The 23,893-nt window shown below is 45.8% G+C and carries 20 protein-coding genes and 1 pseudogene; 20 read left to right on the top strand and 1 reads right to left on the bottom strand.

Going from position 1 to position 23,893, the window contains the following annotated elements; genetic code table 11:
* Nucleotides 1–26 precede the first annotated feature (26 nt).
* From serC to cysM, 18 genes and pseudogenes are all read left to right on the top strand, one after another.
* Entirely contained in the window at nt 27–1,124 is a 1,098-nt protein-coding gene (gene serC, locus PKF022_RS07110) for a 3-phosphoserine/phosphohydroxythreonine transaminase (RefSeq protein WP_281776380.1), read from the top strand.
* Complete coding sequence (pheA, locus tag PKF022_RS07105; protein WP_281776379.1) at nt 1,124–2,203, top strand: prephenate dehydratase; 1,080 nt, start codon at nt 1,124–1,126, stop codon at nt 2,201–2,203. The genes serC and pheA overlap by 1 nt, the downstream gene beginning before the upstream one ends.
* A gap of 66 nt (nt 2,204–2,269) precedes the next feature.
* Entirely contained in the window at nt 2,270–3,388 is a 1,119-nt protein-coding gene (gene hisC, locus PKF022_RS07100) for a histidinol-phosphate transaminase (RefSeq protein ID WP_281776378.1), read from the top strand.
* Nucleotides 3,388–4,269 (top strand): prephenate dehydrogenase/arogenate dehydrogenase family protein, encoded by an 882-nt coding sequence (locus PKF022_RS07095; protein WP_281776377.1) that lies wholly within the window; start codon nt 3,388–3,390, stop codon nt 4,267–4,269. Before hisC ends, PKF022_RS07095 begins: the two co-directional genes overlap by 1 nt.
* Before the next feature lie 8 nt (nt 4,270–4,277).
* Nucleotides 4,278–5,597, top strand: a complete 1,320-nt coding sequence (gene aroA, locus PKF022_RS07090) for a 3-phosphoshikimate 1-carboxyvinyltransferase (RefSeq protein ID WP_281777486.1) — start codon at nt 4,278–4,280, stop codon at nt 5,595–5,597.
* A 4-nt stretch (nt 5,598–5,601) separates the two neighbouring features.
* Nucleotides 5,602–6,264: a (d)CMP kinase gene (cmk, locus tag PKF022_RS07085; RefSeq protein WP_281776376.1), complete on the top strand. Its 663-nt coding sequence runs from the start codon at nt 5,602–5,604 to the stop codon at nt 6,262–6,264.
* Nucleotides 6,265–6,407: 143 nt separating this feature from the next.
* A complete protein-coding gene (gene rpsA, locus PKF022_RS07080) occupies nt 6,408–8,081 on the top strand; it encodes a 30S ribosomal protein S1 (RefSeq protein WP_068324328.1) in 1,674 nt (557 codons plus the stop codon).
* 52 nt (nt 8,082–8,133) lie between these two features.
* Nucleotides 8,134–8,430: pseudogene (locus tag PKF022_RS07075) on the top strand (integration host factor subunit beta); the annotation flags it as partial.
* 108 nt (nt 8,431–8,538) lie between these two features.
* Complete coding sequence (gene lapB / locus PKF022_RS07070; RefSeq protein ID WP_281776375.1) at nt 8,539–9,750, top strand: lipopolysaccharide assembly protein LapB; 1,212 nt, start codon at nt 8,539–8,541, stop codon at nt 9,748–9,750.
* A 19-nt stretch (nt 9,751–9,769) separates the two neighbouring features.
* Entirely contained in the window at nt 9,770–11,134 is a 1,365-nt protein-coding gene (locus PKF022_RS07065; protein ID WP_281776374.1) for a UDP-glucose/GDP-mannose dehydrogenase family protein, read from the top strand.
* 40 nt (nt 11,135–11,174) lie between these two features.
* Nucleotides 11,175–12,104 carry a D-glycero-beta-D-manno-heptose-7-phosphate kinase gene (gene rfaE1, locus PKF022_RS07060; RefSeq protein WP_281776373.1) on the top strand — a complete coding sequence of 310 codons (930 nt, stop codon included), beginning with the start codon at nt 11,175–11,177 and terminating at the stop codon, nt 12,102–12,104.
* Nucleotides 12,101–13,120, top strand: coding sequence for an ADP-glyceromanno-heptose 6-epimerase (gene rfaD / locus PKF022_RS07055; protein ID WP_281776372.1), 1,020 nt, complete (start codon nt 12,101–12,103; stop codon nt 13,118–13,120). Before rfaE1 ends, rfaD begins: the two co-directional genes overlap by 4 nt.
* Before the next feature lie 115 nt (nt 13,121–13,235).
* Nucleotides 13,236–16,400 (top strand): CHAT domain-containing tetratricopeptide repeat protein, encoded by a 3,165-nt coding sequence (locus PKF022_RS07050; protein WP_281776371.1) that lies wholly within the window; start codon nt 13,236–13,238, stop codon nt 16,398–16,400.
* Nucleotides 16,401–16,444: 44 nt separating this feature from the next.
* On the top strand, nt 16,445–16,882 hold the full coding sequence (locus PKF022_RS07045; protein WP_281776370.1) for a hypothetical protein: 438 nt from the start codon (nt 16,445–16,447) through the stop codon (nt 16,880–16,882).
* On the top strand, nt 16,882–17,670 hold the full coding sequence (locus PKF022_RS07040; protein WP_281776369.1) for a hypothetical protein: 789 nt from the start codon (nt 16,882–16,884) through the stop codon (nt 17,668–17,670). The genes PKF022_RS07045 and PKF022_RS07040 overlap by 1 nt, the downstream gene beginning before the upstream one ends.
* Nucleotides 17,660–18,397: a hypothetical protein gene (locus tag PKF022_RS07035; RefSeq protein WP_281776368.1), complete on the top strand. Its 738-nt coding sequence runs from the start codon at nt 17,660–17,662 to the stop codon at nt 18,395–18,397. Before PKF022_RS07040 ends, PKF022_RS07035 begins: the two co-directional genes overlap by 11 nt.
* A gap of 134 nt (nt 18,398–18,531) precedes the next feature.
* A complete protein-coding gene (locus tag PKF022_RS07030; protein WP_255532677.1) occupies nt 18,532–18,957 on the top strand; it encodes a helix-hairpin-helix domain-containing protein in 426 nt (141 codons plus the stop codon).
* A gap of 41 nt (nt 18,958–18,998) precedes the next feature.
* Nucleotides 18,999–19,910, top strand: a complete 912-nt coding sequence (gene cysM, locus PKF022_RS07025; protein WP_216186269.1) for a cysteine synthase CysM — start codon at nt 18,999–19,001, stop codon at nt 19,908–19,910.
* Here cysM and PKF022_RS07020 read toward each other — a convergent pair.
* Complete coding sequence (locus tag PKF022_RS07020) at nt 19,907–21,169, bottom strand: lytic murein transglycosylase (RefSeq protein ID WP_281776367.1); 1,263 nt, start codon at nt 21,167–21,169, stop codon at nt 19,907–19,909. The two genes, cysM and PKF022_RS07020, sit on opposite strands and share 4 nt — an antisense overlap.
* Before the next feature lie 83 nt (nt 21,170–21,252).
* Here PKF022_RS07020 and PKF022_RS07015 point away from each other — a divergent pair, with 83 nt between their 5' ends.
* A complete protein-coding gene (locus PKF022_RS07015) occupies nt 21,253–22,173 on the top strand; it encodes a histone deacetylase family protein (protein ID WP_281776366.1) in 921 nt (306 codons plus the stop codon).
* Between the two features lie 42 nt (nt 22,174–22,215).
* Nucleotides 22,216–23,868, top strand: coding sequence for an acyl-CoA synthetase (locus PKF022_RS07010; protein WP_281776365.1), 1,653 nt, complete (start codon nt 22,216–22,218; stop codon nt 23,866–23,868).
* Nucleotides 23,869–23,893: the final 25 nt, after the last annotated feature.

The raw sequence follows: 23,893 nt of genomic DNA, 5'->3' as shown, positions 1-23,893 counted from the left end.
GCGTCACCACTAGACTAGAGTAGATCATGACTTTTGACCGCCGCATTTTTAATTTCGCTGCGGGGCCTGCTACCTTGCCTGAAGAGGTGCTAAAGCAGGCTGCCGCTGAAATGCTCAACTGGCGTGGGCTCGGCACGAGCGTGATGGAAATCAGTCATCGCAGTAAAGAGTTCATGGAAGTGTATGAAGAGGTCATTCAGGACCTTCGTACGCTCATGAATATTCCGGATTCTTATGAGGTCTTGCTTTTGCAGGGCGGTGGTCTAGGTCAGAATGCTGCGATTCCCATGAACCTCATGCCTTTGGCTAAGAATGGCCCTAAGGCGGATTTCTTGGTAACCGGCGTTTGGTCAGAAAAATCATTTAAAGAAGCGCAAAAATACGGCACAGCAAATTTGGCCGCATCTTCTGCTGCTGAAAAATTTAATACGATTCCTGCTAGATCCACTTGGCAGCTATCAAGTGATGCGGCTTACGTGCATTACTGCGCGAATGAAACCATAGGCGGCGTTGAGTTTCCGGATGCGCCTGATGTTGGCGATATTCCACTGGTTGCTGACATCTCTAGCAACATTCTCTCTAAAGAGATGGATGTGAATAAGTGCGCTGTTTGGTTTGGTGGAGCGCAAAAAAATATTGGCCCATCTGGCGTAACGATTGTGATTGTGCGCAAAGATTTAATTGGTCACAGTATGGGTATTACCCCAACGATTTGGGATTGGGCGGTGCAAGCCAATACTCAGTCCATGATTAATACGCCACCTACATTTTCGATTTATATGGCTGGCTTAGGTTTTAAATGGTTGCTCAAGCAGGGCGGTGTTAAAGCGATTGAGAAGCGGAATCAAGAAAAAGCTGATTTGCTCTATAACTTCTTGGATCAAAGCAGTTTGTATGAAAATCGCGTCACAAAAGAATATCGCTCACGCATGAACGTGACTTTCTTCTTAAAAGATGAGAACCTAAACGCAGAGTTTTTAGCCCAATCAAATGCAGCTGGTTTAGTTGCCTTGCGGGGTCATAAAGCTGCAGGTGGCATGCGTGCAAGTATCTATAACGCTATGCCAATAGAAGGCGTAAAAGCCTTGGTTGAATTCATGCGTGATTTTGAAAGGCGGGCTTAATGAGTACTGAAGAACAGCGCTTAGCTCCCCTGCGTGAAAAAATTGACGCATTGGATGCACAAATTTTAGATTTACTGACTCAGCGTGCAAAAGCTGCGCAAGAAGTTGGTCATGTCAAAGGTGGATTCGCTTCACCAGTCTTCCGTCCTGAGCGTGAGCGTCAAGTGGTTGCTCGTTTACAAGAGATTAATAAGGGCCCTTTACTTCCAGATGGCATTGCCGCAATTTGGCGTGAAGTGATGTCGGCTTGCAGAGCCTTAGAGGCTCGCCAAACAATTGCTTACCTTGGTCCAGTTGGAACGTTTTCGGAGCAAGCAGCGCAAACCTATTTTGGTCACTCTATTGCAGGTTTGCCTTGCGCAAGTTTGGATGAAGTATTTAAAGCGGTAGAGAAGGGCGCGGCGCAATTTGGCGTGGTGCCGGTGGAAAACTCTAGCGAGGGCGCTATCTCACGTACCTTGGATTTGCTGCTTGATTCCTCAATGCGCATCAGCGGTGAAGTGGTGTTGCCTATTCGTCATCATCTTTTGACCAAGAGCGGCAATTTGGATGGTGTAACAACCGTGTGCGCACATGCTCAGGCATTAGCGCAGTGCCAGCAATGGCTGAGCGTCCATGCTCCGCAGCTCAAGCGTCAAGCGGTGAGTAGTAATGCCGAGGCTGCTCGTATGGCGGCTGCGGATCCAACGTTAGCTGCTATTGCAGGTGATCCTGCGCAAGAAGCTTATGGCCTTCAGGCCGTGGCTGCGCAAATTCAGGATGACCCACATAATCGCACTCGTTTTGTGGTGGTGGGTAACTATGCCTGTCAATCAACTGGCAAAGATCAAACTTCTTTAGTTCTTTCTGTAGATAACCAGCCTGGTGCTGTACATCGCTTGTTAGCGCCTTTGGCCAAGCATGGCGTCTCTATGAATCGCTTTGAATCACGTCCTGCGCGCAAGGGTACTTGGGAGTATCACTTCTACATTGATATTGCTGGTCATGCCGATGACGATAAGGTAGTGAAGGCGCTTGAAGAGCTGAAAGGTGTTGCCGCTTTCTATAAGAATCTCGGTTCTTATCCGCACTCTGCATGATTGAGATTAAAAAAAATTAACTTCACTAGCAAATAAAAACTACCAAATCACTTTAGTAAAAATCGAATGACATCCAAGATTGGCTTAAAACATATTCATGCGATTGCCCCTTATGTAGGTGGGCGACCAATCAGTGAAGTTGCGCGTGAATACGGCTTGGATGAAAACAAGATTGTGAAATTGGCTTCCAATGAGAATCCATTGGGTATGCCAAAGTCTGCTCAGGATGCCATGCTTAAGGCGGCGAGTGATTTGGGTCGTTATCCGGATTCCAATGGGTTTGAGCTCAAGAATGTACTTGCTGCACGTTTGGGCGTGCCAGCTGACTGGATTACTTTGGGTAATGGCAGTAACGACATCTTAGAGTTAGCAGCACGCGCTGTTGCACAAGCTGGTGACGAGGTAATTTTTTCTAAACATGCTTTTGCAGTCTATCCACTGGCTACTCAGGCTGTGGGTGCAAAGGCGGTAGAGGTCGCAGCCACTGCTATTTATGGTCATGACTTGCCGGCGATGTTGGCGGCTATTAAGTTTTCTGGTGAAAAAGCGAAACTTGTTTTTGTTGCTAATCCAAATAATCCCACAGGCAGTTATTTGCCAGCTAAAGAAATTGAAGAATTTTTAGCAGCCGTACCATCTCATGTTGTGGTCGTGCTTGATGAAGCTTATAACGAGTACCTCAGTCCAGAGCAGCGCTACGATGCGATTGCTTGGGTAAAGCGTTTCCCCAATATGATTTTGTCGCGGAGCTTCTCTAAGGCCTACGGCTTGGCTGGCTTGCGAATTGGTTATGGTGTTTCGCAACCTCATCTGACTGATTTGCTCAATCGTATTCGTCAACCATTTAATGTGAATAGCCTTGCCCAAGCAGCAGCAATTGCCGCATTTCAGGATCAAGAATTTTTGCAACAAGGATTTGACCTCAATCGTGCCGGCTATGCTCAATTAACTAAAGCCTTTGATGAGTTGGGTCTGAAGTATTTACCATCCGCTGGAAATTTTGTTTTGGTGAAGGTGGGTGATGATGATCAGGCAGGCGCCCGTATTAACTTGGCATTACTCAAACGCGGCATCATTGTTCGTCCTGTAGGTAACTACGGATTACCGCAATGGTTGCGCATTTCCATTGGCTTGCCAGAAGAGAATGCTGCTTTTATTGTCGCTTTGAAAGAAATACTGTCCTAATGACCATCATTAATCCTGCGAGCAACTACGGTACCGTCACCATCGTTGGTGTTGGTTTGATTGGCGCCTCTTTGGGTTTAGCTCTTAAGCAAGCTGGCGTTGCTGCCAAGGTATTGGGCGTAGGTCGCAGCAAAGAAAATTTAGATCAAGCGCAAAAGATGGGTGCGATTGATGGTGTAGTGGATTTGGTTGAAGCAGCGAAGCAATCCGATGTGATTGTGCTTTGCGTGCCAGTGGCTCAAATGCGAGCAGCCTTTGAAGTGATTGAGCCACATCTTGAGTCTCGCACCATGATTACCGATGCGGGTAGCACCAAAGGTGATGTGATCGTGGCTGCCAAAGAAGTATTAGGCAAGAAGGCCTGTCAATTTGTACCGGCGCATCCCATTGCTGGGGGCGCTCAGCATGGAGCTGCTGCAGCTAAGGCTGATTTATTTCAGGGGAAGCAAACTATTATTTGCCCGCTTCAAGAAAACTCTCCAGAGGATATAGCTTTAATTACAGGCTTTTGGGAGTCAGTTGGTTCCGAGGTGAAAAAGATTGGTGTCGTGCAGCATGATGCGATCTATGCTGCTGTTTCTCATCTCCCACATCTTCTATCTTATGCATTAATGGCAAGCGTTGTGAACTCTGAGGATGCCGATCAGAAGTTAAGCCATGTTGGCGCAGGGTTTAAGGATTTCACGCGCATCGCCGCTTCCAGTCCAGAGATGTGGCGCGATATCTGCCTTGGCAATCGCACTGCAATCCTGAAAGAGCTAGATCAGTATTTGCTCATCGTGAATCACATGCGCAAACTCGTTGCCGAAAACGATGGCGCTGGTTTAGAAAAATTATTCAACAAGGCGAGCAAAGCACGTCAAAATTTGGACGCACTTTAATGAGTGGTTTGCCAGATATCAATATTGGGCCATTTAAACGAGCGCAAGGCTCGATTGTGTTGCCAGGATCCAAGAGTATTTCGAATCGCGCATTGTTACTAGCGGCTTTATCCACTGGTACAACCACCCTCAAGAACTTGTTGGATGCTGACGATACTCAGGTGATGCGTAATGCTTTACGTCAATTAGGCTTATCTGTTATCGATAAAGCTGACAAAGTGTGTGTCGTTGAGGGTTGTGGCGGTAAATTCCCCGTGCAGGAGGCAGACCTCTTTATGGGTAATGCAGGCACCGCAATTCGTCCGCTAACTGCCGCACTGGCCATGCAAGGTGGTAACTATCGCTTATCTGGCGTGGCACGCATGCATGAAAGACCCATTCGTGATTTGGTTGATGGCTTACGTCAGGTGGGCGCGAAGATTGAGTATGAATTACAAGAAGGCTATCCACCAATTAAGATATTGGCAGCGGATATTCAGATTAAAGATGTCGTCAAGGTACGTGGTGATGTCTCTAGTCAATTTTTAACCGCATTGTTAATGGCTTTACCATTGGTTGCAAATGAGTCAGTACGTATTGAAGTGATGGGTGAATTGATTTCTCGCCCCTACATTGATATCACTTTGAAGCTCATGGCTCGCTTTGGTGTGAACGTCGCCTGTCCTGACAAACAATCTTTTGTTATTCCGGCAAAAACATCAAACACTGTATACAAAAGCCCAGGCCAGCTATCCGTAGAGGGTGATGCTTCTTCAGCTTCATATTTCTTAGCTCTCGGGGCTATCGGTGGCGGCCCTGTGAAGGTATTGGGTGTTGGCAAGGACAGCATTCAGGGTGATGTGGCTTTTGCAGATGCGCTCGCTTTAATGGGTGCGAACATTAATGCTGGTGAAGATTGGATTGAAGTATCTGGCGTGAAAAATACCAGTGGCAAACTCAATGGCATCACCATTGATTGCACAGAAATTCCAGATGCAGCTATGACGCTTGCGGTCGCTGCATTATTTGCTGAGGGTCCAACTCGATTAAACAGCATTGCTAGTTGGCGCGTTAAAGAGACGGATCGTATTGCGGCAATGGCAAAAGAATTGAAAAAAGTTGGCGCCATTGTTGAAGAAGGGGCTGACTACATTGTTGTGCAGGCTCCAGCATCACAAGCTGATTGGAAATCGCCGGCTGAAGGTATCGATACTTATGATGACCATCGCATGGCGATGTGTTTCTCGCTTGCCGCCTTTGGTCCGAATGCACTCAAGATCAACGATCCGAATTGTGTAGCGAAAACATTCCCAGCTTATTTCGCTGAATTTGCGAAGGTAGTTGATTAATTCCATGAGCGCATTTCCGGTCATCGCGATTGATGGTCCTACTGCCTCAGGCAAGGGAACAGTTGCTTCACTGGTTGCTGAAAAGCTAGGATTTCATTATTTGGATAGCGGGGCCCTCTATCGCTTAGTGGCCTTAGCCAGTGAAAAACAGGGAATTGACGTTAAAAATGGCCCAGAACTAGGCCTTTTAGTTCCTAAGTTATTGATTTCATTCAAAAATAGTCAAATATTTCTCAATGGCGACGATGTCACTGACGCTATTCGGACTGAAAACATTGGTTTAAGGGCCTCAGCTTTAGCGGTCCATCCAGAGGTAAGGTCTGCTTTAGTTGGTCTGCAGCGCAGTTTTCGCCAATCCCCTGGCCTGGTGGCTGATGGCCGGGATATGGCCAGCGTCATATTCCCAGATGCAGTTTTGAAGGTTTTCTTGACTGCAACGGCCGCCGCCAGAGCCGAGCGTCGCTATAAGCAATTGATAGCTAAGGGAATTTCTGCTAAACTTCCGGACTTACTGCAAGATTTGCAGGAGCGCGATGCCAGAGACAGTAATCGAGGTACCGCACCCTTGTTAGTTGCAGATGGTGCAAAAGTGCTTGAAACATCAGATTTATCTATAGATCAAGCAGTTAAGACGGTTTTAGATTGGTATCAATCTGCAGTCGCCTAGTTTTGTATGTAGTTGCATTGAGTTGTAAGCAGTTGTTTTGGCGTCTTAAGAAACCCCACAACGCGACTTTTTCATTAGCGTGTTTCTTTAAGACTTTTTTAACCTAACCCGTCAGGCCTTCTGGCGGCAAAAAGTGAATACACATGTCTGAATCATTTGCAGAATTATTTGAAGAATCATTAACCCGATCGAATATGAAGACCGGCCAAGTTATTTCGGCTGAAGTTCTTCGCATCGACCATAACTTCGTCGTTGTTAACGCTGGCTTAAAGTCTGAAGCGTTTATTCCTGTTGAAGAATTCCATAACGACGCTGGCGAGATTGAAGTAGCTCCTGGCGATTTCGTTTCTGTTGCTATTGACGCTCTTGAGAACGGCTATGGCGACACCATCCTTTCCCGTGACAAAGCTAAGCGCTTGGCTTCATGGATGAACTTAGAGAAGGCTCTCGAGCAAGCTGAGATCGTTACCGGCACTGTTACTGGTAAGGTAAAAGGCGGCTTGACTGTGATGGTTAACGGTATCCGCGCATTCTTGCCTGGATCACTCGTTGATACACGCCCAATCAAAGACACCAGCCCTTACGAAGGTAAGACGATGGAGTTCAAGGTTATCAAGCTCGACCGTAAGCGTAACAACGTAGTGTTGTCACGTCGTGCAGTTGTTGAGGCTAGCCAAGGTGAAGAGCGTGCTAAGTTGATGTCTAACCTTAAAGAAGGCGCAGTGGTTACTGGCCTCGTTAAGAACATTACTGATTACGGCGCGTTCGTTGACCTCGGCGGTATCGATGGCCTCTTGCATATCACTGACTTGGCATGGCGTCGTGTGCGTCACCCAAGCGAGATGTTGACTGTCGGTCAAGAAGTTACCGCTAAGATTTTGAAGTTTGATCAAGAGAAGAACCGTGTTTCACTCGGTGTGAAGCAATTAGGTGATGATCCATGGGTTGGTATCGCTCGTCGTTACCCACCAAATACCCGTTTATTCGGTAAGGTAACTAACCTAACTGACTACGGTGCATTCGTTGAAATCGAATCTGGTATCGAAGGTTTGGTACACGTTTCTGAAATGGACTGGACTAACAAGAACGTTGCTCCAAGCAAAGCTACTGCATTAGGAACCGAAGTTGAAGTCATGGTTCTGGATATTGATGAAGACAAGCGTCGTATTAGCTTGGGCATCAAGCAGTGCAAAGCTAATCCATGGGAAGAGTTCTCACGTGCCCAACAAAAAGGCGATAAGCTCACTGGCGCAATCAAGTCAATCACTGACTTTGGTGTGTTCATTGGCTTGCCTGGTGGTATCGACGGTTTAGTTCACCTCTCAGACCTCTCATGGAATGAGCCAGGCGAAGAAGCTGTTAAGAAATACAAAAAAGGTGATGAAGTTGAAGCCACTGTATTGGCAATTGATGTTGAGAAAGAGCGCATCTCTCTCGGTATCAAGCAATTGTCTGGCGACCCATTCAACAACTACACATCTGTCAGTGACAAGGGTAGCCTCGTTACTGGTACTGTGAAAGCGGTTGATGCTAAGGGTGCAACAATTCACTTGGCTGATGAAGTTGAAGCTTACTTGCGTGCTTCTGAGATCTCAACAGATCGCGTTGAAGATGCACGTAATGTATTGAAAGAAGGTGATAGCGTAACCGCAATGATCATCAACATTGATCGCAAGTCACGTGTTATCAATCTTTCAATCAAAGCAAAAGACAGCTCTGATCAACAAGATGCAATGAGCAAGCTCCAAGGTGATGCGCAGTCTGGCACTACCAATTTGGGCGCTTTGTTAAAAGCAAAATTGGACAATCAAGGCTAAATCAATATCGCCGCTTTCCATTGGGGGAGCGGCGATTTTTTATTGATAGATCATGACAGATCAAGAGCAACAAGCAATTACCCGCTCCGAACTAGTGGAGAGTCTTGCGGAACAGTTTCCGCAGCTTCTGCCTAGGGATGTGGAGTTGGCGGTAAAAACTTTGCTGGACACAATGACTCATGCTTTGGCTGAGGGTAAGCGTATCGAGTTGCGTGGCGTGGGAAGTTTTGTGCTTCATCATCGTCCTGCACGCACTGGTCGCAATCCGAAGTCTGGTGAGAAAGTATTGATTCCAGAAAAACGCGTTCCGCACTTTAAGCCTGGCAAAGAGTTGCGTGAGCGAGTAGATTACAAGCCCTTGAAACAGGCGGGCCCCAAAGAGGGTTCTGGTGCCTAAGATTCAGGCTAAACCTCAGTGGTCCATTCGGGCCATTTTTTTATTTAAATTCTGCACGCCATGATTCAGATAGCGACATCTTGGCTATTGTTGCTGCCAGTCATGTTTGGTATTGGTTGGTTGGCTTCGCGTTGGGATCTACGACTTGAGAATCGTATGGATGAGCGCGAACGTATGCGTCAGCAGCGTTCAACATTCAAAGGTTTAAGTCTTTTGCTAAATGAGCAGCCCGATCAAGCGATTGAAACGCTGGTCAAAATTGCACAACTAGACCCTGAAACTATTGAACTGCATTTTTCATTAGGCAATTTATTTCGTCGCCGTGGTGAGACTGAGCGCGCTATCAAAGTGCATCAGCATTTAGCTAATCGTGATGACCTAAAGCCTCGTGATCGTGATCATGCTGCCTATGAGTTAGGCCGTGACTTTTTGCGCGCTGGTTTATTAGATCGGGCCGAGGCATCACTCAATCGTGTAGGTGCTGGAAAGTATGCCGAACCAGCAAAAGAAAGTTTGTTGGAGATGTATCAAATTGAGCATGATTGGAAAAAAGCCATCATTGCTGCAACTGAACTTGAGACTCTGCAAGGTAAGTCGCACCATACTGAAATTGCTCAGTTTCACTGTGAATTAGGTCAAGAGGCATTGCGTCGTAAAGACTTAGTAGAAGCTGAGCAATCAATACAACGGGCTTTACAAGCCGTTCCCAATCATGCGAGAGCGCTAATATTGCAGGGCGACTATTTAATGGCAATCGATCGTCCTACTCAAGCAATTGAAGCTTGGAGTCTAGTAGCTAGCTCTCATCCAGCATATATGCATTTATTGGCAGACCGCTGGATGTTGGCGCATGCAGCTATCGATAAAGAGAGCGAAGGCTTAGATCGTCTTTGTGAATTACTTAAAACCCAAGCTACTGGCGAATTGCTAGATATCGTACATAAGCACCTCATGAAAATTCGAGGTCCTCAAGCTGCAAACATGATGTTATCTGAGGTGATGCAACATTCACCTACTTTGATTGCTTTATCGAAGTTAGCTGAAACTCGTCTTGCCCTGGAAGAGGGTAGTGCTAATCCTGAGAGATTATTGGAGCTGCAATCCATTCTGACTTTGTTGCGCCAGCGCACAACAAGCTTGGCTCGCTACACTTGTGGCAATTGCGGATTTAGAGCGAGAAGATTTTATTGGCAGTGTCCTGGTTGTAATCATTGGGAGGCATACTCCCCAAGACGTAGCGAGGGTGCCGCTCCAAGCGGTCCTTCAATGTAAAGAAATTTGGAGAGAAAGATTGAAAGTCACCATCATTGGTAGCGGTTACGTTGGTCTTGTTACGGGAGCCTGCCTTGCGGAACAAGGCAATAATATTTTTTGCGTAGACGTTGATCCCAAAAAGATTGAGATTCTCAATTCTGGTGGCGTTCCTATTTATGAGCCTGGTCTCAAAGAAATGATTGAGCGTAATAGAGCGGCAGGTCGTTTACAGTTCTCCACGGATATTGCAGCTTCGGTTGCTCATGGTGATATTCAGTTCATCGCAGTAGGTACACCCCCTGATGAAGATGGTTCAGCTGATTTGCAATACGTCGTAGCTGCTGCCCGCAATATTGGTCGTCACATGACTACGCCTAAGGTGATTGTCGATAAATCGACTGTTCCAGTGGGAACTGCTGACAAAGTTTCTGCAGCCATTACTGAAGAATTGGAAAAAAGAGGTTTATCTCCAGAGCTATGCTCGGTAGTTTCTAATCCAGAGTTTCTCAAAGAGGGCGCTGCCGTAGAAGACTTTATGCGCCCCGATCGTATTGTGATTGGCACTGAAAATACACCAGCAGGCCTTAGAGCAAAAGAGCAAATGCGTAAACTCTACGCGCCCTTTAATCGTCACCATGAGCGCACCTACTACATGGATGTGAGAAGTGCTGAGTTAACTAAATACGCAGCCAACGCTATGCTAGCTACCCGCATCTCCTTTATGAATGAATTGGCGAATTTAGCTGACTTGGTGGGCGCAGATATTGAAGCAGTTCGTCAGGGCATTGGATCAGATTCACGTATTGGCTTTGGCTTTTTATACCCAGGCACTGGTTATGGCGGCTCATGCTTTCCAAAGGACGTGTCTGCGTTATCGAAGACCGCCAAAGAGCATGGTAGAGATCTCAAGATCCTGGATGCTGTAGAAGCCGTGAACGAATTACAAAAGTACACCTTAGTTCAAAAGATCGAAAAGCGTTTTGGTAAAGATCTTAAGGGGATGAAGTTTGCACTGTGGGGTTTAGCTTTTAAACCCAATACTGACGATATGCGTGAAGCACCTAGCCGCGTGATCATTCAAGAATTGGTTAAGCGTGGTGCCCAGGTGGTGGCTCATGACCCTGTTGCTATGCCTGAAGCTAAACATGCTCTAGAGCTTGACTTTAAAGATAACCCAACCGGTCTTGCGCAAGTGTTGATGACCTCTGACCCTATGAGCGCCTTAGATGGGGCTGATGCCCTAGTCATCGTGACTGAGTGGAAAGCCTTTAGAAGCCCAGACTTTGATCAAGTGATGCAAAAGCTTAAGCGTCCAATCATTTTTGATGGTCGTAACCTATATGAGCCAGCTTCTATGCAAGAATTAGGTATTGAGTACCATGGCATCGGGCGACATAATTAAGTAGATTTGAAAATAAAGAAAAAATACATAAAGTATTCAAATGGAAAAAGCTAATCGAGAACAGTTTTCTAAAGCCCGCTTGCTAGTGGTGGGTGATGTCATGCTGGATCGTTATTGGTTCGGTGATACCAATCGCATTTCTCCAGAAGCACCTGTGCCTGTAGTTCAGGTTGGAAAGATCGATGAGCGTCTTGGCGGCGCCGCCAACGTAGCGCGCAACGTAGCTGCGCTCGATGCTAAGGCAACTATTCTTGGAATCGTAGGTAATGATGAGCCTGGTAAGCGTGTAGTGGAGTTGTTAAAAGCGGGCGGTGTCGATAGTCAATTAGAGGTTGATTCTGATGTCCCAACGATTGTGAAGTTGCGCGTGATTGCTCGCCAACAGCAATTGATCCGTTTGGATTTTGAAGAAACCCCTAGTGCAAAAGCGCTCGCTCATAAGCTAGAGCGTTTTGAAAATCTGGTTGGTGATGCAGATGTGGTTATTCTGTCTGATTACGGCAAAGGCGCTTTGGGTCAAGTGGCTCATATGATTGAGCAAGCGAGAGCCCAAAACAAAATGATCTTGGTTGACCCTAAGGGTGAAGACTATGAAAAATATCGAGGCGCCACTGTTTTGACGCCTAATCGCAGCGAGTTACGCCAAGTAGTTGGTAAGTGGACTAGCGAAGAAGATTTAACCAAGAAAGCGCAAGACTTGAGAAAGTCTCTCGACTTACAGGCGCTTCTCCTTACGCGCTCTGAAGAGGGTATGAGTCTATATACCGACGAAGGTGTAAGTCATGTAAAAGCTCAGGCACGCGAGGTATTCGATGTATCGGGTGCTGGCGATACCGTGATTGCTACGCTAGCAGTTGCTTTAGCTGCTAAGTGGCCTCTGGAAAAAGCAATGGCCCTTGCAAACCGTGCAGGTAGTATCGTAGTTGGCAAGTTAGGTACTGCAACCGTTACTTCAGAGGAATTACAGTGACTATTATCGTAACCGGCGCTGCTGGATTTATTGGCGCAAACATTGTTCAAGCACTCAATGCTCGTGGTGAGAAAAATATTATCGCCGTTGATGATCTTCGTCCTGCGGATAAATACCGTAACCTCGCTGATTTGGATATCGTTGACTATCTTGATAAAGATGAATTTCTGGAAGCCTTTAGGAGCGGTCGCTTTGGCAAGGTTAAAGCAGTTTTTCATGAGGGTGCTTGTTCAGACACTATGGAGACCGATGGTATTTTCATGATGGCGAATAACTATCGCTATACGATGGATTTATTGGATATCTGCACCGAGCAAAAAGTGCAGTTGCTCTACGCTTCTTCAGCTGCAACTTACGGTGGTTCTGATGTTTTTGTTGAAAGCCGTGAGCATGAGAAGCCTCTTAATATTTACGGCTACTCCAAGTTCTTATTTGATCAAGTGATGCGTAAGCGCTTTGCTGAAAAAGCGAATACAGCACAGGTCGTTGGCTTCCGTTATTTCAACGTATATGGTCCTCGCGAGTCACATAAAGGTCGCATGGCATCTGTTGCGTTCCATCAATATCATCAGTACAAAGCCAATGGGCATGTGAAACTTTTTGGTGAATATGGCGGTTACGGCCCTGGCGAGCAAAGTCGTGATTTTGTATCGGTTGAAGATGTGGTGAAGGTAAACCTATTTTTTCTGGATCATCCAGAAATTAGCGGCATCTTTAATTTAGGCAGTGGTCGTGCGCAGCCATTTAATGATGTTGCTCATGCAGTAGCAAACGCAATGCGTAAGCTTGATAAAGCAGCACCAGCATCCTTGCAAGAGCTTGTAAAAGAAAAGGCTATTGAGTACATTCCATTTCCGGAGGCACTCAAAGGAAAATATCAGTGCTTTACCCAAGCAGATCTCACTAAGCTCAGAGCTGCCGGCTACGCAGAGCCCTTCCTCACTGTTGAGCAGGGTGTAGGAAGATATATCGAGTGGTTGGAAGCCAATTCTGGATTTTTAGCTAATCCCCTATAGGCTAATCTTTAATCCATTTTGGATGTGATTTGCTAGGTAGCACTACTAGGTTGGGAGCTCCTAAAAGCCTTAGTTTTTGCTCTACTATATTCCTTATAAAAATTAGGAGTTTCTTATGCGTAAGCTTGTTTTTATTCCATCGTTATTAATAAGCTTCAGCATTCTGTTTTTTTCAAGTCATTCCTATGCAGTGTCCGCAAAAGATGAGGTGGATGTTGAAAATATTAAAGCACCCCCAAGGGATGTTAAAGATATCCTAAAGCTTGTAGAGCAAACCAAGCCAGACTTAGCGATTGTCGAGCGCGCACAAAAGATAGTAGCAACCCCACTGCCAACTTCTCAAGATAATGAGGTTTTAAATCATTTTTATACAAGACGTTCTGCGGCGTTTGAGGATTTAGGAAATAGTGGCGAGGCTTTAAAAAACCTCGAAATCGCAGTTAATAAATACCCCTCTACCAATCCTCGACTTCATCTAAATGATTTGATTAATTTAAGCGTCTTAGAAAATTCTGCCGGGAAACAGTCTGCAGCTATTGCGCTAATTCAAAAAGCTCAGGCATATCAACTATCTGCATTGCCAAACTTGAATGGCTACCAAATAACGATGGGTAGGCTGTTGACTACTTATTATGTTAATTCTGGAAATTTTGATGCTGCCAAAAAAGCACTCGATGCCATGGAGGGTACGTTAAGTGTTTTAAAAAGGTCTCGTGGTTATATGGAATATGGCCCTATTTGGGAAAGCGGGTACGAGAGTGCTCGCGGAATTTATTTTTCGGGGCAAGGCCAATGGCTTGAGAGTGAGCGTGCTCTTAGAAAAACCTTGCATATACTTGAGACTCAATATCAAATAGTTAAAAATAGTTCAAAAAAAATTGATGTTGTCGGAGATGATGTTAGAGCTCCTACAGATGCAACAAATAATCCACGTGTTTATGTCACGCAAATTTCGAATCGTGAGTTGAATTTAGCCAATGTCTTGCTGAGACAGAGAAAATTAATTGATGCGGAGTTCTACGCCAGAAAATCAATTACGCTTTCTTTATCCAGCTTTGGCTCAAACTCAATTGAAGTTGCCCGTGGTCTTAGAAGTCTTGCGACTATAGTCAATGAGCAGGGAAGGTATTCTGAGGCAGTTCTTTTATCTAGATTGGCCGTTAGTACCGTTAAAGCTGCTGGCGCAACAGGCGCCAATAGCACTCTCGCATCAGCGCAAAAGTCTCTTGGTTCAGCGCTTGTCGCGGATGGAAAATATGCAGAGGCCAATCAAGTCTTTGATGAGATGGCTGCCGCCATTAAAACAGACCCAGAAATGGCAAAAAGCTATCAATTTGGAGATCTTGATTGGGTTTTGGCGATGTTAAAAACCGGTAAGGCTAATCAAGCCAATGAGATGGTGGGTAACATGCTTCAGCGGCAGGAACTCACTGCTGATAAGAGTTCTCCACGATTGGCTATGATTCGGGCATTTGATGCTGCAAGTTTGCAGGCAGACAATAAATGGAGTGAAGCGGATGCTGCTTATAAGTTATCTATGCCCATTTTGATTGATCAAGCGCGAAATGATGCGGAGAATGACACAACCAGTATCAAACAGCAACAAAGAATGACTTTTTTATTAGAAAGTTATTTGGCTTTATTGGCTCACACAGCAAAAACCGATCCTAGTCAGGCACCATTAGCTGCAGCTCAAGCTTTTCAGGTCGCAGATATTGCTCGGGGTAGCGGTGTTCAAAGGGCGCTTACTGCTAGCGCTGCTCGAGCAAGTATTAAAGACCCTCAGTTGGCTAGCCTTGCAAGGCAGGAACAGGATCTACAAAGGCGCATTAATACTCTTTCTGAATTATTGACTGGCTTACGTTCGGCTTCACCCGATCAACAACTACCGGCTGTTCAAGCAAAAATTCGTTCAGATTTAGAAACATTTAAATCTCAACGTGAATCTCTTAAAAAAGAGATTGAGAAAAAATTCCCTGATTATGCAGAGCTTGTTGAGCCAAAGCCGGCATCTATTGAGCGAACTCAAAGACTTTTAAAGGCTGATGAAGTTTTGATATCTTGGTATTTCGCAGAAAATGTGGGATACGTATGGGCGATAAGCAAACAAGGCACACCTAAATTTTCTCAGTTAGCCATTGGCAGAAAGCAAATGGCAAAAGAAGTATCTCAATTACGCAAGGCACTTGATCCTGGTGTATCGACAATCGATGAGATTCCACCATTTGATGTTGCTTTGGCATACAAACTTTATCAGCAGATTTTGGCGCCCGTAGAGGATGGATTTAAAGGTAAAAAAGTGATGTTGGTAGTGCCGCATGCTGAGCTCGGTCAGCTGCCAATATCCCTGCTGGTTACACAGGCAACAGCTCAACCAAGCAAGGGCGGCCCAATTGCCTTTGTGGGATACAAGACTGTCCCATGGTTAACAAGGGATATTGCGGTGGCGCAGGTACCATCCGTTACTGCATTAACTGCCCTTCGTAGTCTTCCAGAGGGAAATCCTAACCGTAAAAATTTTATTGGCTTTGGAGACCCTTACTTTAGTGGCGCGCAAGAGAAAAGTGCGCAAAAAAATAACGCTACACAGTTGGCTACTCGTGGGATACCGTTGAAATTACGAAGTGCTCCAAAGACTGCTGGCGTTAGTTCAGCAGAGTTGGCTCTTCTCCCGCGCTTGCCAGACACTAGTTTGGAAATTCAAGAAATTGGTAGAGCGGTCGGCGCTCAACCTGAAGATATCTTTTTGCATAAGCAAGCTAGCGTCAAGCAAGTAACATCTATGGATTTATCGGATCGTAAAGTGATTATGTTTTCTACTCACGGTTTAGTCCCCGGTGAATTAAATGGTTTGACTCAGCCCGCATTGGCAATGTCTTCACCAGAGGTTACTGGCGACCAAGATGATGGTCTGTTAACAATGGATAAGGTCATTGCCTTGAAGTTGGATGCTGATTGGGTTGTACTATCTGCCTGCAACACCGCAGCTGGAGAGGGGTCAGGATCTGAGGCGGTATCTGGCCTAGGAAGGGCTTTCTTCTTTGCGGGTGCTAAAGCACTTTTAGTATCCAATTGGCCGGTTGATTCAGTTGCTTCCAGGACAATGATGACTGATTTATTTAAAAATCAGCAAAAGGCCCAGGGCACTAGCAAGGCTGAGCTGTTGAGACAAGCCATGCTCAATCAAATTGATCAAGGCGGCATGAAAGAGGGCGGTAATATGAAGTACGCCTATGCCCACCCTTTATTTTGGGCTCCGTTTGTAGTGGTTGGCGATTGATTTAAGATCTATCCATTGAGTAACTCTAATTATTTAAGGCACTTATGAAATTAACCCAGCTTCTTTTTGCGGTCCTCCTCTTAATCACTTCTCAGTTAGTGATCGCTGCGCCTTTGATTACTGCAAAAGAGGCAGCGCTACCACCAGCTGCAGGAACTTTGGCTACGCGCGGGATTTCTCGTGGACCTGCGATTAAATTGGCATCCCCTGAGGCGGATACTCCGGTAGTGGCGCCATTTGATTTCAAAGTGAACTTTGAGCCACGTGGTGATGCGAAGATTGATCCAGGCTCGGTAAAAGTCGTGTATATGAAGTCTCCATTTGTGGACCTCACTCCTCGTCTTAAAAGCGCGATTTCTGCTAATGGCATTGATTTCGCTAAAGCAGACGTTCCTCCTGGCACTCACACAATTCGAGTGACCGTTAAAGACTCCGAAGGTCGTGAGACTAATTCAGTCCTCAACCTGGTGGTTAATAAATAATGAACTGCCCATATTGCCTGTCGGAGGTTTCTGAAGAGGCTCACGTTTGCAAAACCTGCAGTCGTGATCTCTATTTATTTAAGCCGATGATGGCAAAGGTGGCTGATTTAGAGGGTAAGCTGGCTGCAGTGGTTAGCCCTGAGTTCTATGAGCTCAGGATAGCTGAATTGGAAGATCAACTGGAAGAGCAAAGCCAAAAGTTGGAGAGAAGATCTTCGCTGCAGTGGCTCACTGACATTTCTATATATCTCATCATTCCTCTCTTGTTGTTGCTCCTAGCGCATTGGTTAATTGCGGTGGTGTATGACACCAAAATGATTTATCTGCGCATTATTTCGATGGTGTTGCCACTACCATTTGCCTATGCATTATTTAAGAAGCACCCTCATAAAGTAATGCCCTGGTTTGCTGGAGTCATTTTTTTAGCGATTGCTTCTGTTATTGGTATGAGTTGGATTACGAGCTTGGTTGATCACTCCCCAATCTTTCCGCAAAACTTATTTGAATGGAAAGAGGTTTTAGAGTATTCAGCTAGTATTGCATTTAGCTTTTTAACAGGCATGTTGCTTGGCGGTGTGACTTACGCTGCAAAGCAAAGAGCTCGCAGGACCGGCTTAATGAGCTCAATGATGAAGGTGGCTGCATTGAACTTTAAAGACGGCGGTGCCTCGCTTAAAAATGTCCATGGCTTAATGAAGACATTACAGGAATACGGCGGCACCGTTGTGGCTCTGGGAACTACAGCCGTGTCTATTTACACCGGTCTTAAGGGAATCATTGGTAGCTAAGTCCTTATTGACTGTTTGCTTGTGCTTTGCGGCTGTGACTGCGCAGGCGCAAGTATTAGATATCCCACATCAGCAAGATCAGCCAACAAGAACTCTTTTGCTGCCGACACCAAATGCAAAGGCTATAGTGCTGTTATTCCCCGGGGGTGGAGGTATGCTACGCCTTAAAGATGATGGCTCCACTAAGAATCAACATACTTTTGTCCGCTCAGCAAGCCTTTGGTCTCAATATCAAATTGATGCGGTATTAGTCGATACTCCATATGACTTAGGGGACCTCAGAAGAGGTGATCGACGCGACCGCGCAGATCACCTTGCAAGAGTGGGCGAGGTTATTGAGTTCTACAAGAAAAAATTTAATCTCCCTGTTTGGATATTTGGACATAGCATGGGTACATCGACTGCTACCTATTTTTCAAATAAAGTAAAAACGAATTCACTTGCTGGGATCATCATTGCTGGAACTGTCAGGACTGCAAGCTTGGATGATGATGTGAAATTTCCAGTATTGGCAATTCATCACTTAAATGATCAGTGCTTAGGCACTCCACTATCTGCTTCTGAAAACATCATTTCCTCTAGACCAATAAATACTGTTTCGCGTCTAGAGATTATTGAGGGCGGTATAAGCGAGGGTAATGTGTGCGACTCCTTTGCTTATCATGGGTTTAACCAGACCGAGCCAGAACTTGTTAAACGTGCGGCCCAGTTTATCTTGAGCCATTAAATTTAATTATTGTCAGTATTTACTGATTAATTTGCTGTCCTATAAAACTAGTCAACCACCTCTATCCTGAATCGTTGTACATGATCCATGCGCACTTTGTGTCCGTGGATTTTTTATTTTCTAGAGGAGAAGAAATGACTCAATATTTGAACTTAGGTAGATTTAACAGATTATTCAAGGCGCTTGCTGTGTCCACAGTATTGGCTGCGAGTTCTCTATCAGCTTATGCCTCACCGATTAATGTCAACACCGCTACTCAATCAGAATTGGAGAGTATTAAGGGAATTGGCCCTTCTAAAGCCAAAACCATCATTGCTGAACGTTTAGATGGCGGACACTTTCAAGATGCTAATGATTTGCAAAAGCGTGTTCGTGGTATCGGCATGAAATCCGTGGAGAAAATGGTGGATAACGGTTTGACGATCGAAGCCCCAAGCTCTTTTCGGGAGCCGAATGGCCGAACCAAAAAGGAGGGTAGCACCTCTAGCAGACGTCATTCTCGTAATCAAGCTGGTCATCGCAATCAGCCGGAGCGTGCGGGAGCAGGTCGCAGAAATTAAGCCCTATCGCGTGTAAGGCGGCTTATGGCTAAAATGGCCTTATGAGCAAACCTTCCTACCTAACTATTTCACAGACAGTGGGCAATACGCCTTTGGTTCGTTTACAGCGTATTCCTGGTCTGGAAAACGAGAATCGCAACAATGTCATTCTGGGTAAGTTAGAGGGGAATAATCCAGCGGGGTCGGTTAAAGACCGACCTGCGCTGTCGATGATCTCTCGCGCACAAGAGCGTGGCGAAATTAAACCTGGCGATACATTAATCGAAGCCACTAGCGGCAACACCGGAATTGCATTGGCAATGACTGCAGCGATGCTGGGTTACAAAATGATTTTAGTGATGCCAGAAAACCAAAGCATTGAGCGCCGTCAAAGTATGGCGGCTTATGGCGCTGAACTCATTTTGACGGCAGCTTCTGGTGGTATGGAGTTTGCTAGAGATTACGCTCTGCAATTGCAACGAGAAGGTCGAGGCAGATTGCTTGATCAGTTTGCTAATCCAGATAATCCAAGAGCACATATTGAAACTACTGGCCCAGAAATTTGGCGCGATACCGATGGTCAGGTTACTCATTTTGTTTCAGCGATGGGGACTACCGGCACCATTACTGGAGTGTCAACGTATCTGAAGTCTATGAATCCTGCGATTCAGATCATCGGAGCACAGCCTGAGGATGGTTCACAAATTCCGGGAATTCGTAAATGGGCTCCTGAGTATTTACCCAAGATCTATCAAGGCGATAAGGTTGATCTTATTGAATATGTGTCTCAAGCAGATGCTGAAGAGATGGCGCGTCGTCTCGCTGTTGAGGAGGGAATCTTCTGTGGTATCTCTGCCGGCGGCGCCCTAGTAGTCGCCTTGCGCATTGCGCGTCAAGTTGAAAATGCCACGATCGTATTTATTGTTTGCGACCGCGGAGACCGCTACCTATCTACTGGGGTGTTTCCTGCTTAAGTAGATTTAGCTTTTTTCTTTTGGCTTGATTTCTTAGCCTTGGATTTTTCGGTAGCAGCTTTAGCCCCTACATTTTTGCTTAGGCTTTCTACTGGTACTGCACTCTGATTTTTGTATCCCAAGGCCTCTGCAAACTCAGCAACGCTTTGCGCATAAAAATAACTACGGTTGTATTGAACAATCGTCAGAAAATTATTTAAGCCAACAAAATATTGCACTTGGTCAGTGCCATCTTTATCAGGGTATGGCAAGTCAATAATGAAGGCTTTGCTTTGCGGTTCTACGCCACCACTTTGTAGGTCGCCTTGTTGTTTGGTTAGGATGCCCTTATCAATTAATTCCTGCACAGTGAATTTCAATTGGGGCTCGCCATCAGCCAACTGCTTGGCGGCTTCAATGCCATTGACTTGAACTGGAAATGAAATCGGCATACCTGCTTGCCAGCCATGTTTTTTCATGAAGCTGGCAACGCTAGCAATGGCATCTTTGGGACTATTTTTAAGATCAATCCGTCCATCACCATCGCCATCTATTGCAAAGTTGCGAATACTTCCGGGCATGAACTGCGGCAGACCAATTGCGCCAGCATAAGAACTATTTTGGTTTAAGCAGCTGCTAAAGCGCGCACTATTGACACCTTGACTGCTATTTTTAGAAGGTAGTTTGCCGCCTGCCTCGGTCCAGCAAAGCAAAATGAGTTCTTTGAGTTGGTCCTTAAAAAGCTGTTCACGTGCTGGTTTGTTAGGGGTCTCGGGGTAGCTAAAGGCGAGAGTGGAAAGTACGTCTTTCACCCTGAAGTTACCGGTTTGGCGCCCATAGATAGTTTCGATTCCAATAATGGCCACAATAATTTCTGCAGGCACCCCTGAGTCTTGCTCGACTTGACTCAAAAAGGCCTGATTTTGGTCCCAAAATGCCTTGCCAGCCTTGAGGCGGACTGGCTCAATAAAGCGCTTCCGGTAAGCCAGCCAATTTTTCTTGAAGGTTCCCGATGGGGGTAATACCAATTTGCGAATCGAGGGAATCGTTTTAGCATCAAGGAGGCCCATTTCTAGTGCTGAAAGCGGTATTTCTTGGTTTTGCGAGATCTGCCCCAGTAATTCGTTGAGGTTTTGACTAAAACGCGCTTCAGTGACTGCATCATCAGTCTGGTTTAGGATAGGCTGGTGTGGCTGTATAGGCTGTGTAGGCTGTGTGGGGGTGCTGGAACAGCCCGCCAGAGCAAGAATTAAGAGTAAGAGGGAGATGCGAAAGTTCATGCTAAAGGTATTGGATTTTCGAGTGTTGAGCACGTTTTATCAGATTATAAAAATTATAAATTTGTGATTAAGGATTTTGAGTAATGACAACAGGATACATAACTCATCCAGACTTTCTGAAACATGAGATGGGAAGCCATCATCCAGAGTGTCCAGAACGAATTCAAGCGATTAATGACCAGTTAATTCGTAGTGGTGTTGATCGCCTCCTGCATCACTTGGATGCACCATTAGCAACCGAAGAACAGCTTGAGTTAGTGCATAGCCCTGATCACGTTTCTTTTGTGAGAGATCGCGCTCCTGAGAGTGGGTATTTCATGCTCGATGGTGACACCATCATGAATCCCCATACTTATAGAGTGGCGCTCAGAGCTGCTGGTGCAGCGATTGCTGGTGTTGATGCTGTGATGAAGGGCGAAGTTGAGAATGTCTTTTGTGCGGTAAGGCCGCCAGGGCATCATGCCGAGCCAACCCGTTCAATGGGATTTTGTTTATTTGATAACGTGGCGATTGCCGCAAGATATGCCATGGAAACCTATGGCATTGAGCGCGTAGCGATTATTGATTTTGATGTGCATCACGGTAATGGTACTGAAGCTGCTTTTTTCAATGACCCTAATGTCTTGATGTGCAGCTTCTTCCAGCATCCTTTTTATCCCTACAGCGGCCTGGATCCTGCTGATAATATGGTCAATGTGCCTTTGCCTGCATCCACTCGTGGCGATGTGGTTCGCTCGATTGTGGAAGAGAGATGGTTGCCTGCTTTGCGTAACTTTGAGCCCGAGCTCGTGATTATTTCAGCAGGCTTCGATGCTCATCGTGAGGATGATCTTGGTCAGATGGGTTTAGTCGAAGATGACTATGCTTGGATCACGAAGCGCTTAAAAGAAATTGCGAATGATTATGCGCAGGGTCGCATCGTGAGCTGCCTAGAGGGAGGTTACAACCTCTCAGCATTAGGGCGAAGTGTTGTGGCTCACGTTAAGGCATTGGCAGACATTTAATTCAGTAACTGTAATTTAGTAAAACGAAATCGAAAGTTGAAGATGGTAAATATTTATGAACAAGGCTTGGATCGCAATCCTGCCAATTACACTCCAATTACTCCGCTCCTCTTTTTAGAGCGCTCAGCAGAGATTTACCCTAATAAAACCGCCATTATTCATGGCAAGTTGCGCCAGACTTGGCAGCAAACGTACGAGCGTTGCCGTCGCTTAGCAAGCGCTTTGCAAAAGCATGGCATTGGCTTGGGCGATACGGTAGCGGTAATGTTGCCTAATACTCCTCCAATGGTAGAGGCTCACTTTGGTATTCCGATGGCGGGCGCGGTATTAAATGCTCTCAACACCCGTTTAGATGCCGAATCAATTGCCTTTATGCTCAACCACGGCGAAGCAAAAGTAGTCATCGTTGACCCTGAGTTTTCAGCTGTAATGAAGAAGGCTTTGGAGATTGCAAAAAAAGAATCAGGGCGTGAATTATTGGTAATCGATGTAGAAGAAAAAGAGTTTGATGTTCCTGGTGAGAAGTTGGGCAGGTTGACTTACGAAAGCTTACTTTCTGAAGGTGATCCCAATTTTGCGTGGCAAGTCCCGGCAGATGAGTGGCAAGCTATTTGCTTGAACTACACCTCTGGCACTACTGGTAATCCAAAAGGAGTGGTTTATCACCATCGTGGTGCTGCCATTAATGCGGTATCAAATGTGTTGGATTGGGATATCAATAAGCACCCTGTGTACTTATGGACTCTCCCTATGTTCCACTGTAATGGCTGGTGTTTCCCGTGGACCATTGCTGCTCGCGCAGGTGTAAACGTATGCTTACGTCGTGTCGATGCACAGCATATTTTTGCTGCTATTAAAGAGCATGGTGTGACTCACTATTGCGCCGCCCCAATTGTTCATAACTTGCTGGTGAATGCCTCTGATGAATTGAAGGCCGGCGTGCCTGCGGGCGTCAAAGGCTTGATTGCAGGCGCTGCGCCACCTGCATCCATTATTGAGGGCATGGAAAAGTTAGGTTTTGACTTAACTCACGTATATGGCTTGACTGAGGTTTATGGTCCGGCCTCAGTATGCGTTAAGCAAGACGAGTGGAATGATTTGGATATCGGTGAGCGTGCTCGTTTGAATGCTCGTCAAGGTGTGCGCTATCACATGCAGCAAGCAATTGCAGTGCTGGATCCAGAAACGATGAAACCAGTTCCTGCTGATGGTGAAACCATGGGCGAAATTATGTTCAAAGGTAACATCGCCATGAAGGGTTACTTGAAGAATGAAAAAGCTACTCAAGAAGCGTTTGAGGGTGGCTGGTTCCATTCAGGTGACTTAGCTGTAATGAATCCTGATGGCTACGTCAAGATGAAAGACCGTAGCAAAGACATCATTATTTCTGGTGGGGAGAATATTTCCTCTGTTGAAGTGGAAGATGTTCTCTATCGCCATCCTGCAGTGAATGCAGCTGCCGTGGTTGCTAAACCAGATCCAAAGTGGGGCGAAACCCCTTGCGCCTTCCTGGAGATTAAGCCAGGGTCAGAGGTAACTCCAGAGGAGATCATTGCCCATTGCAAGCAGCATTTGGCAGGCTTCAAGGTTCCTAGGGCGATTGTGTTCTGCGAACTACCCAAGACCTCTACTGGCAAGATTCAGAAGTTTGAGTTACGCAAGCAGGCTGGATCTGCCACTGCTATTGATGTCTAGGGTAGGGTGCCCTAGGGCGGATAAA

Origin of the sequence: Polynucleobacter sp. KF022 (genome assembly GCF_027924105.1) — a bacterium.
In the GTDB taxonomy this organism is placed as follows: domain Bacteria; phylum Pseudomonadota; class Gammaproteobacteria; order Burkholderiales; family Burkholderiaceae; genus Polynucleobacter.
This window is presented reverse-complemented; position numbering and strand designations above follow the sequence as displayed.

What these genes read in the sequence shown, in the direction of transcription:
- PKF022_RS07095 (WP_281776377.1), top strand. Translation starts at nt 3,388, where the DNA reads ATGACCATCATTAATCCTGCGAGCAACTACGGTACCGTCACCATCGTT.
- pheA (WP_281776379.1), top strand. Translation starts at nt 1,124, where the DNA reads ATGAGTACTGAAGAACAGCGCTTAGCTCCCCTGCGTGAAAAAATTGAC.
- hisC (WP_281776378.1), top strand. Translation starts at nt 2,270, where the DNA reads ATGACATCCAAGATTGGCTTAAAACATATTCATGCGATTGCCCCTTAT.
- rfaE1 (WP_281776373.1), top strand. Translation starts at nt 11,175, where the DNA reads ATGGAAAAAGCTAATCGAGAACAGTTTTCTAAAGCCCGCTTGCTAGTG.
- PKF022_RS07040 (WP_281776369.1), top strand. Translation starts at nt 16,882, where the DNA reads ATGAACTGCCCATATTGCCTGTCGGAGGTTTCTGAAGAGGCTCACGTT.
- PKF022_RS07050 (WP_281776371.1), top strand. Translation starts at nt 13,236, where the DNA reads ATGCGTAAGCTTGTTTTTATTCCATCGTTATTAATAAGCTTCAGCATT.
- PKF022_RS07015 (WP_281776366.1), top strand. Translation starts at nt 21,253, where the DNA reads ATGACAACAGGATACATAACTCATCCAGACTTTCTGAAACATGAGATG.
- PKF022_RS07020 (WP_281776367.1), bottom strand. Translation starts at nt 21,169, where the DNA reads ATGAACTTTCGCATCTCCCTCTTACTCTTAATTCTTGCTCTGGCGGGC.
- rpsA (WP_068324328.1), top strand. Translation starts at nt 6,408, where the DNA reads ATGTCTGAATCATTTGCAGAATTATTTGAAGAATCATTAACCCGATCG.
- PKF022_RS07030 (WP_255532677.1), top strand. Translation starts at nt 18,532, where the DNA reads ATGACTCAATATTTGAACTTAGGTAGATTTAACAGATTATTCAAGGCG.
- cysM (WP_216186269.1), top strand. Translation starts at nt 18,999, where the DNA reads ATGAGCAAACCTTCCTACCTAACTATTTCACAGACAGTGGGCAATACG.
- cmk (WP_281776376.1), top strand. Translation starts at nt 5,602, where the DNA reads ATGAGCGCATTTCCGGTCATCGCGATTGATGGTCCTACTGCCTCAGGC.
- PKF022_RS07045 (WP_281776370.1), top strand. Translation starts at nt 16,445, where the DNA reads ATGAAATTAACCCAGCTTCTTTTTGCGGTCCTCCTCTTAATCACTTCT.
- lapB (WP_281776375.1), top strand. Translation starts at nt 8,539, where the DNA reads ATGATTCAGATAGCGACATCTTGGCTATTGTTGCTGCCAGTCATGTTT.
- PKF022_RS07010 (WP_281776365.1), top strand. Translation starts at nt 22,216, where the DNA reads ATGGTAAATATTTATGAACAAGGCTTGGATCGCAATCCTGCCAATTAC.
- serC (WP_281776380.1), top strand. Translation starts at nt 27, where the DNA reads ATGACTTTTGACCGCCGCATTTTTAATTTCGCTGCGGGGCCTGCTACC.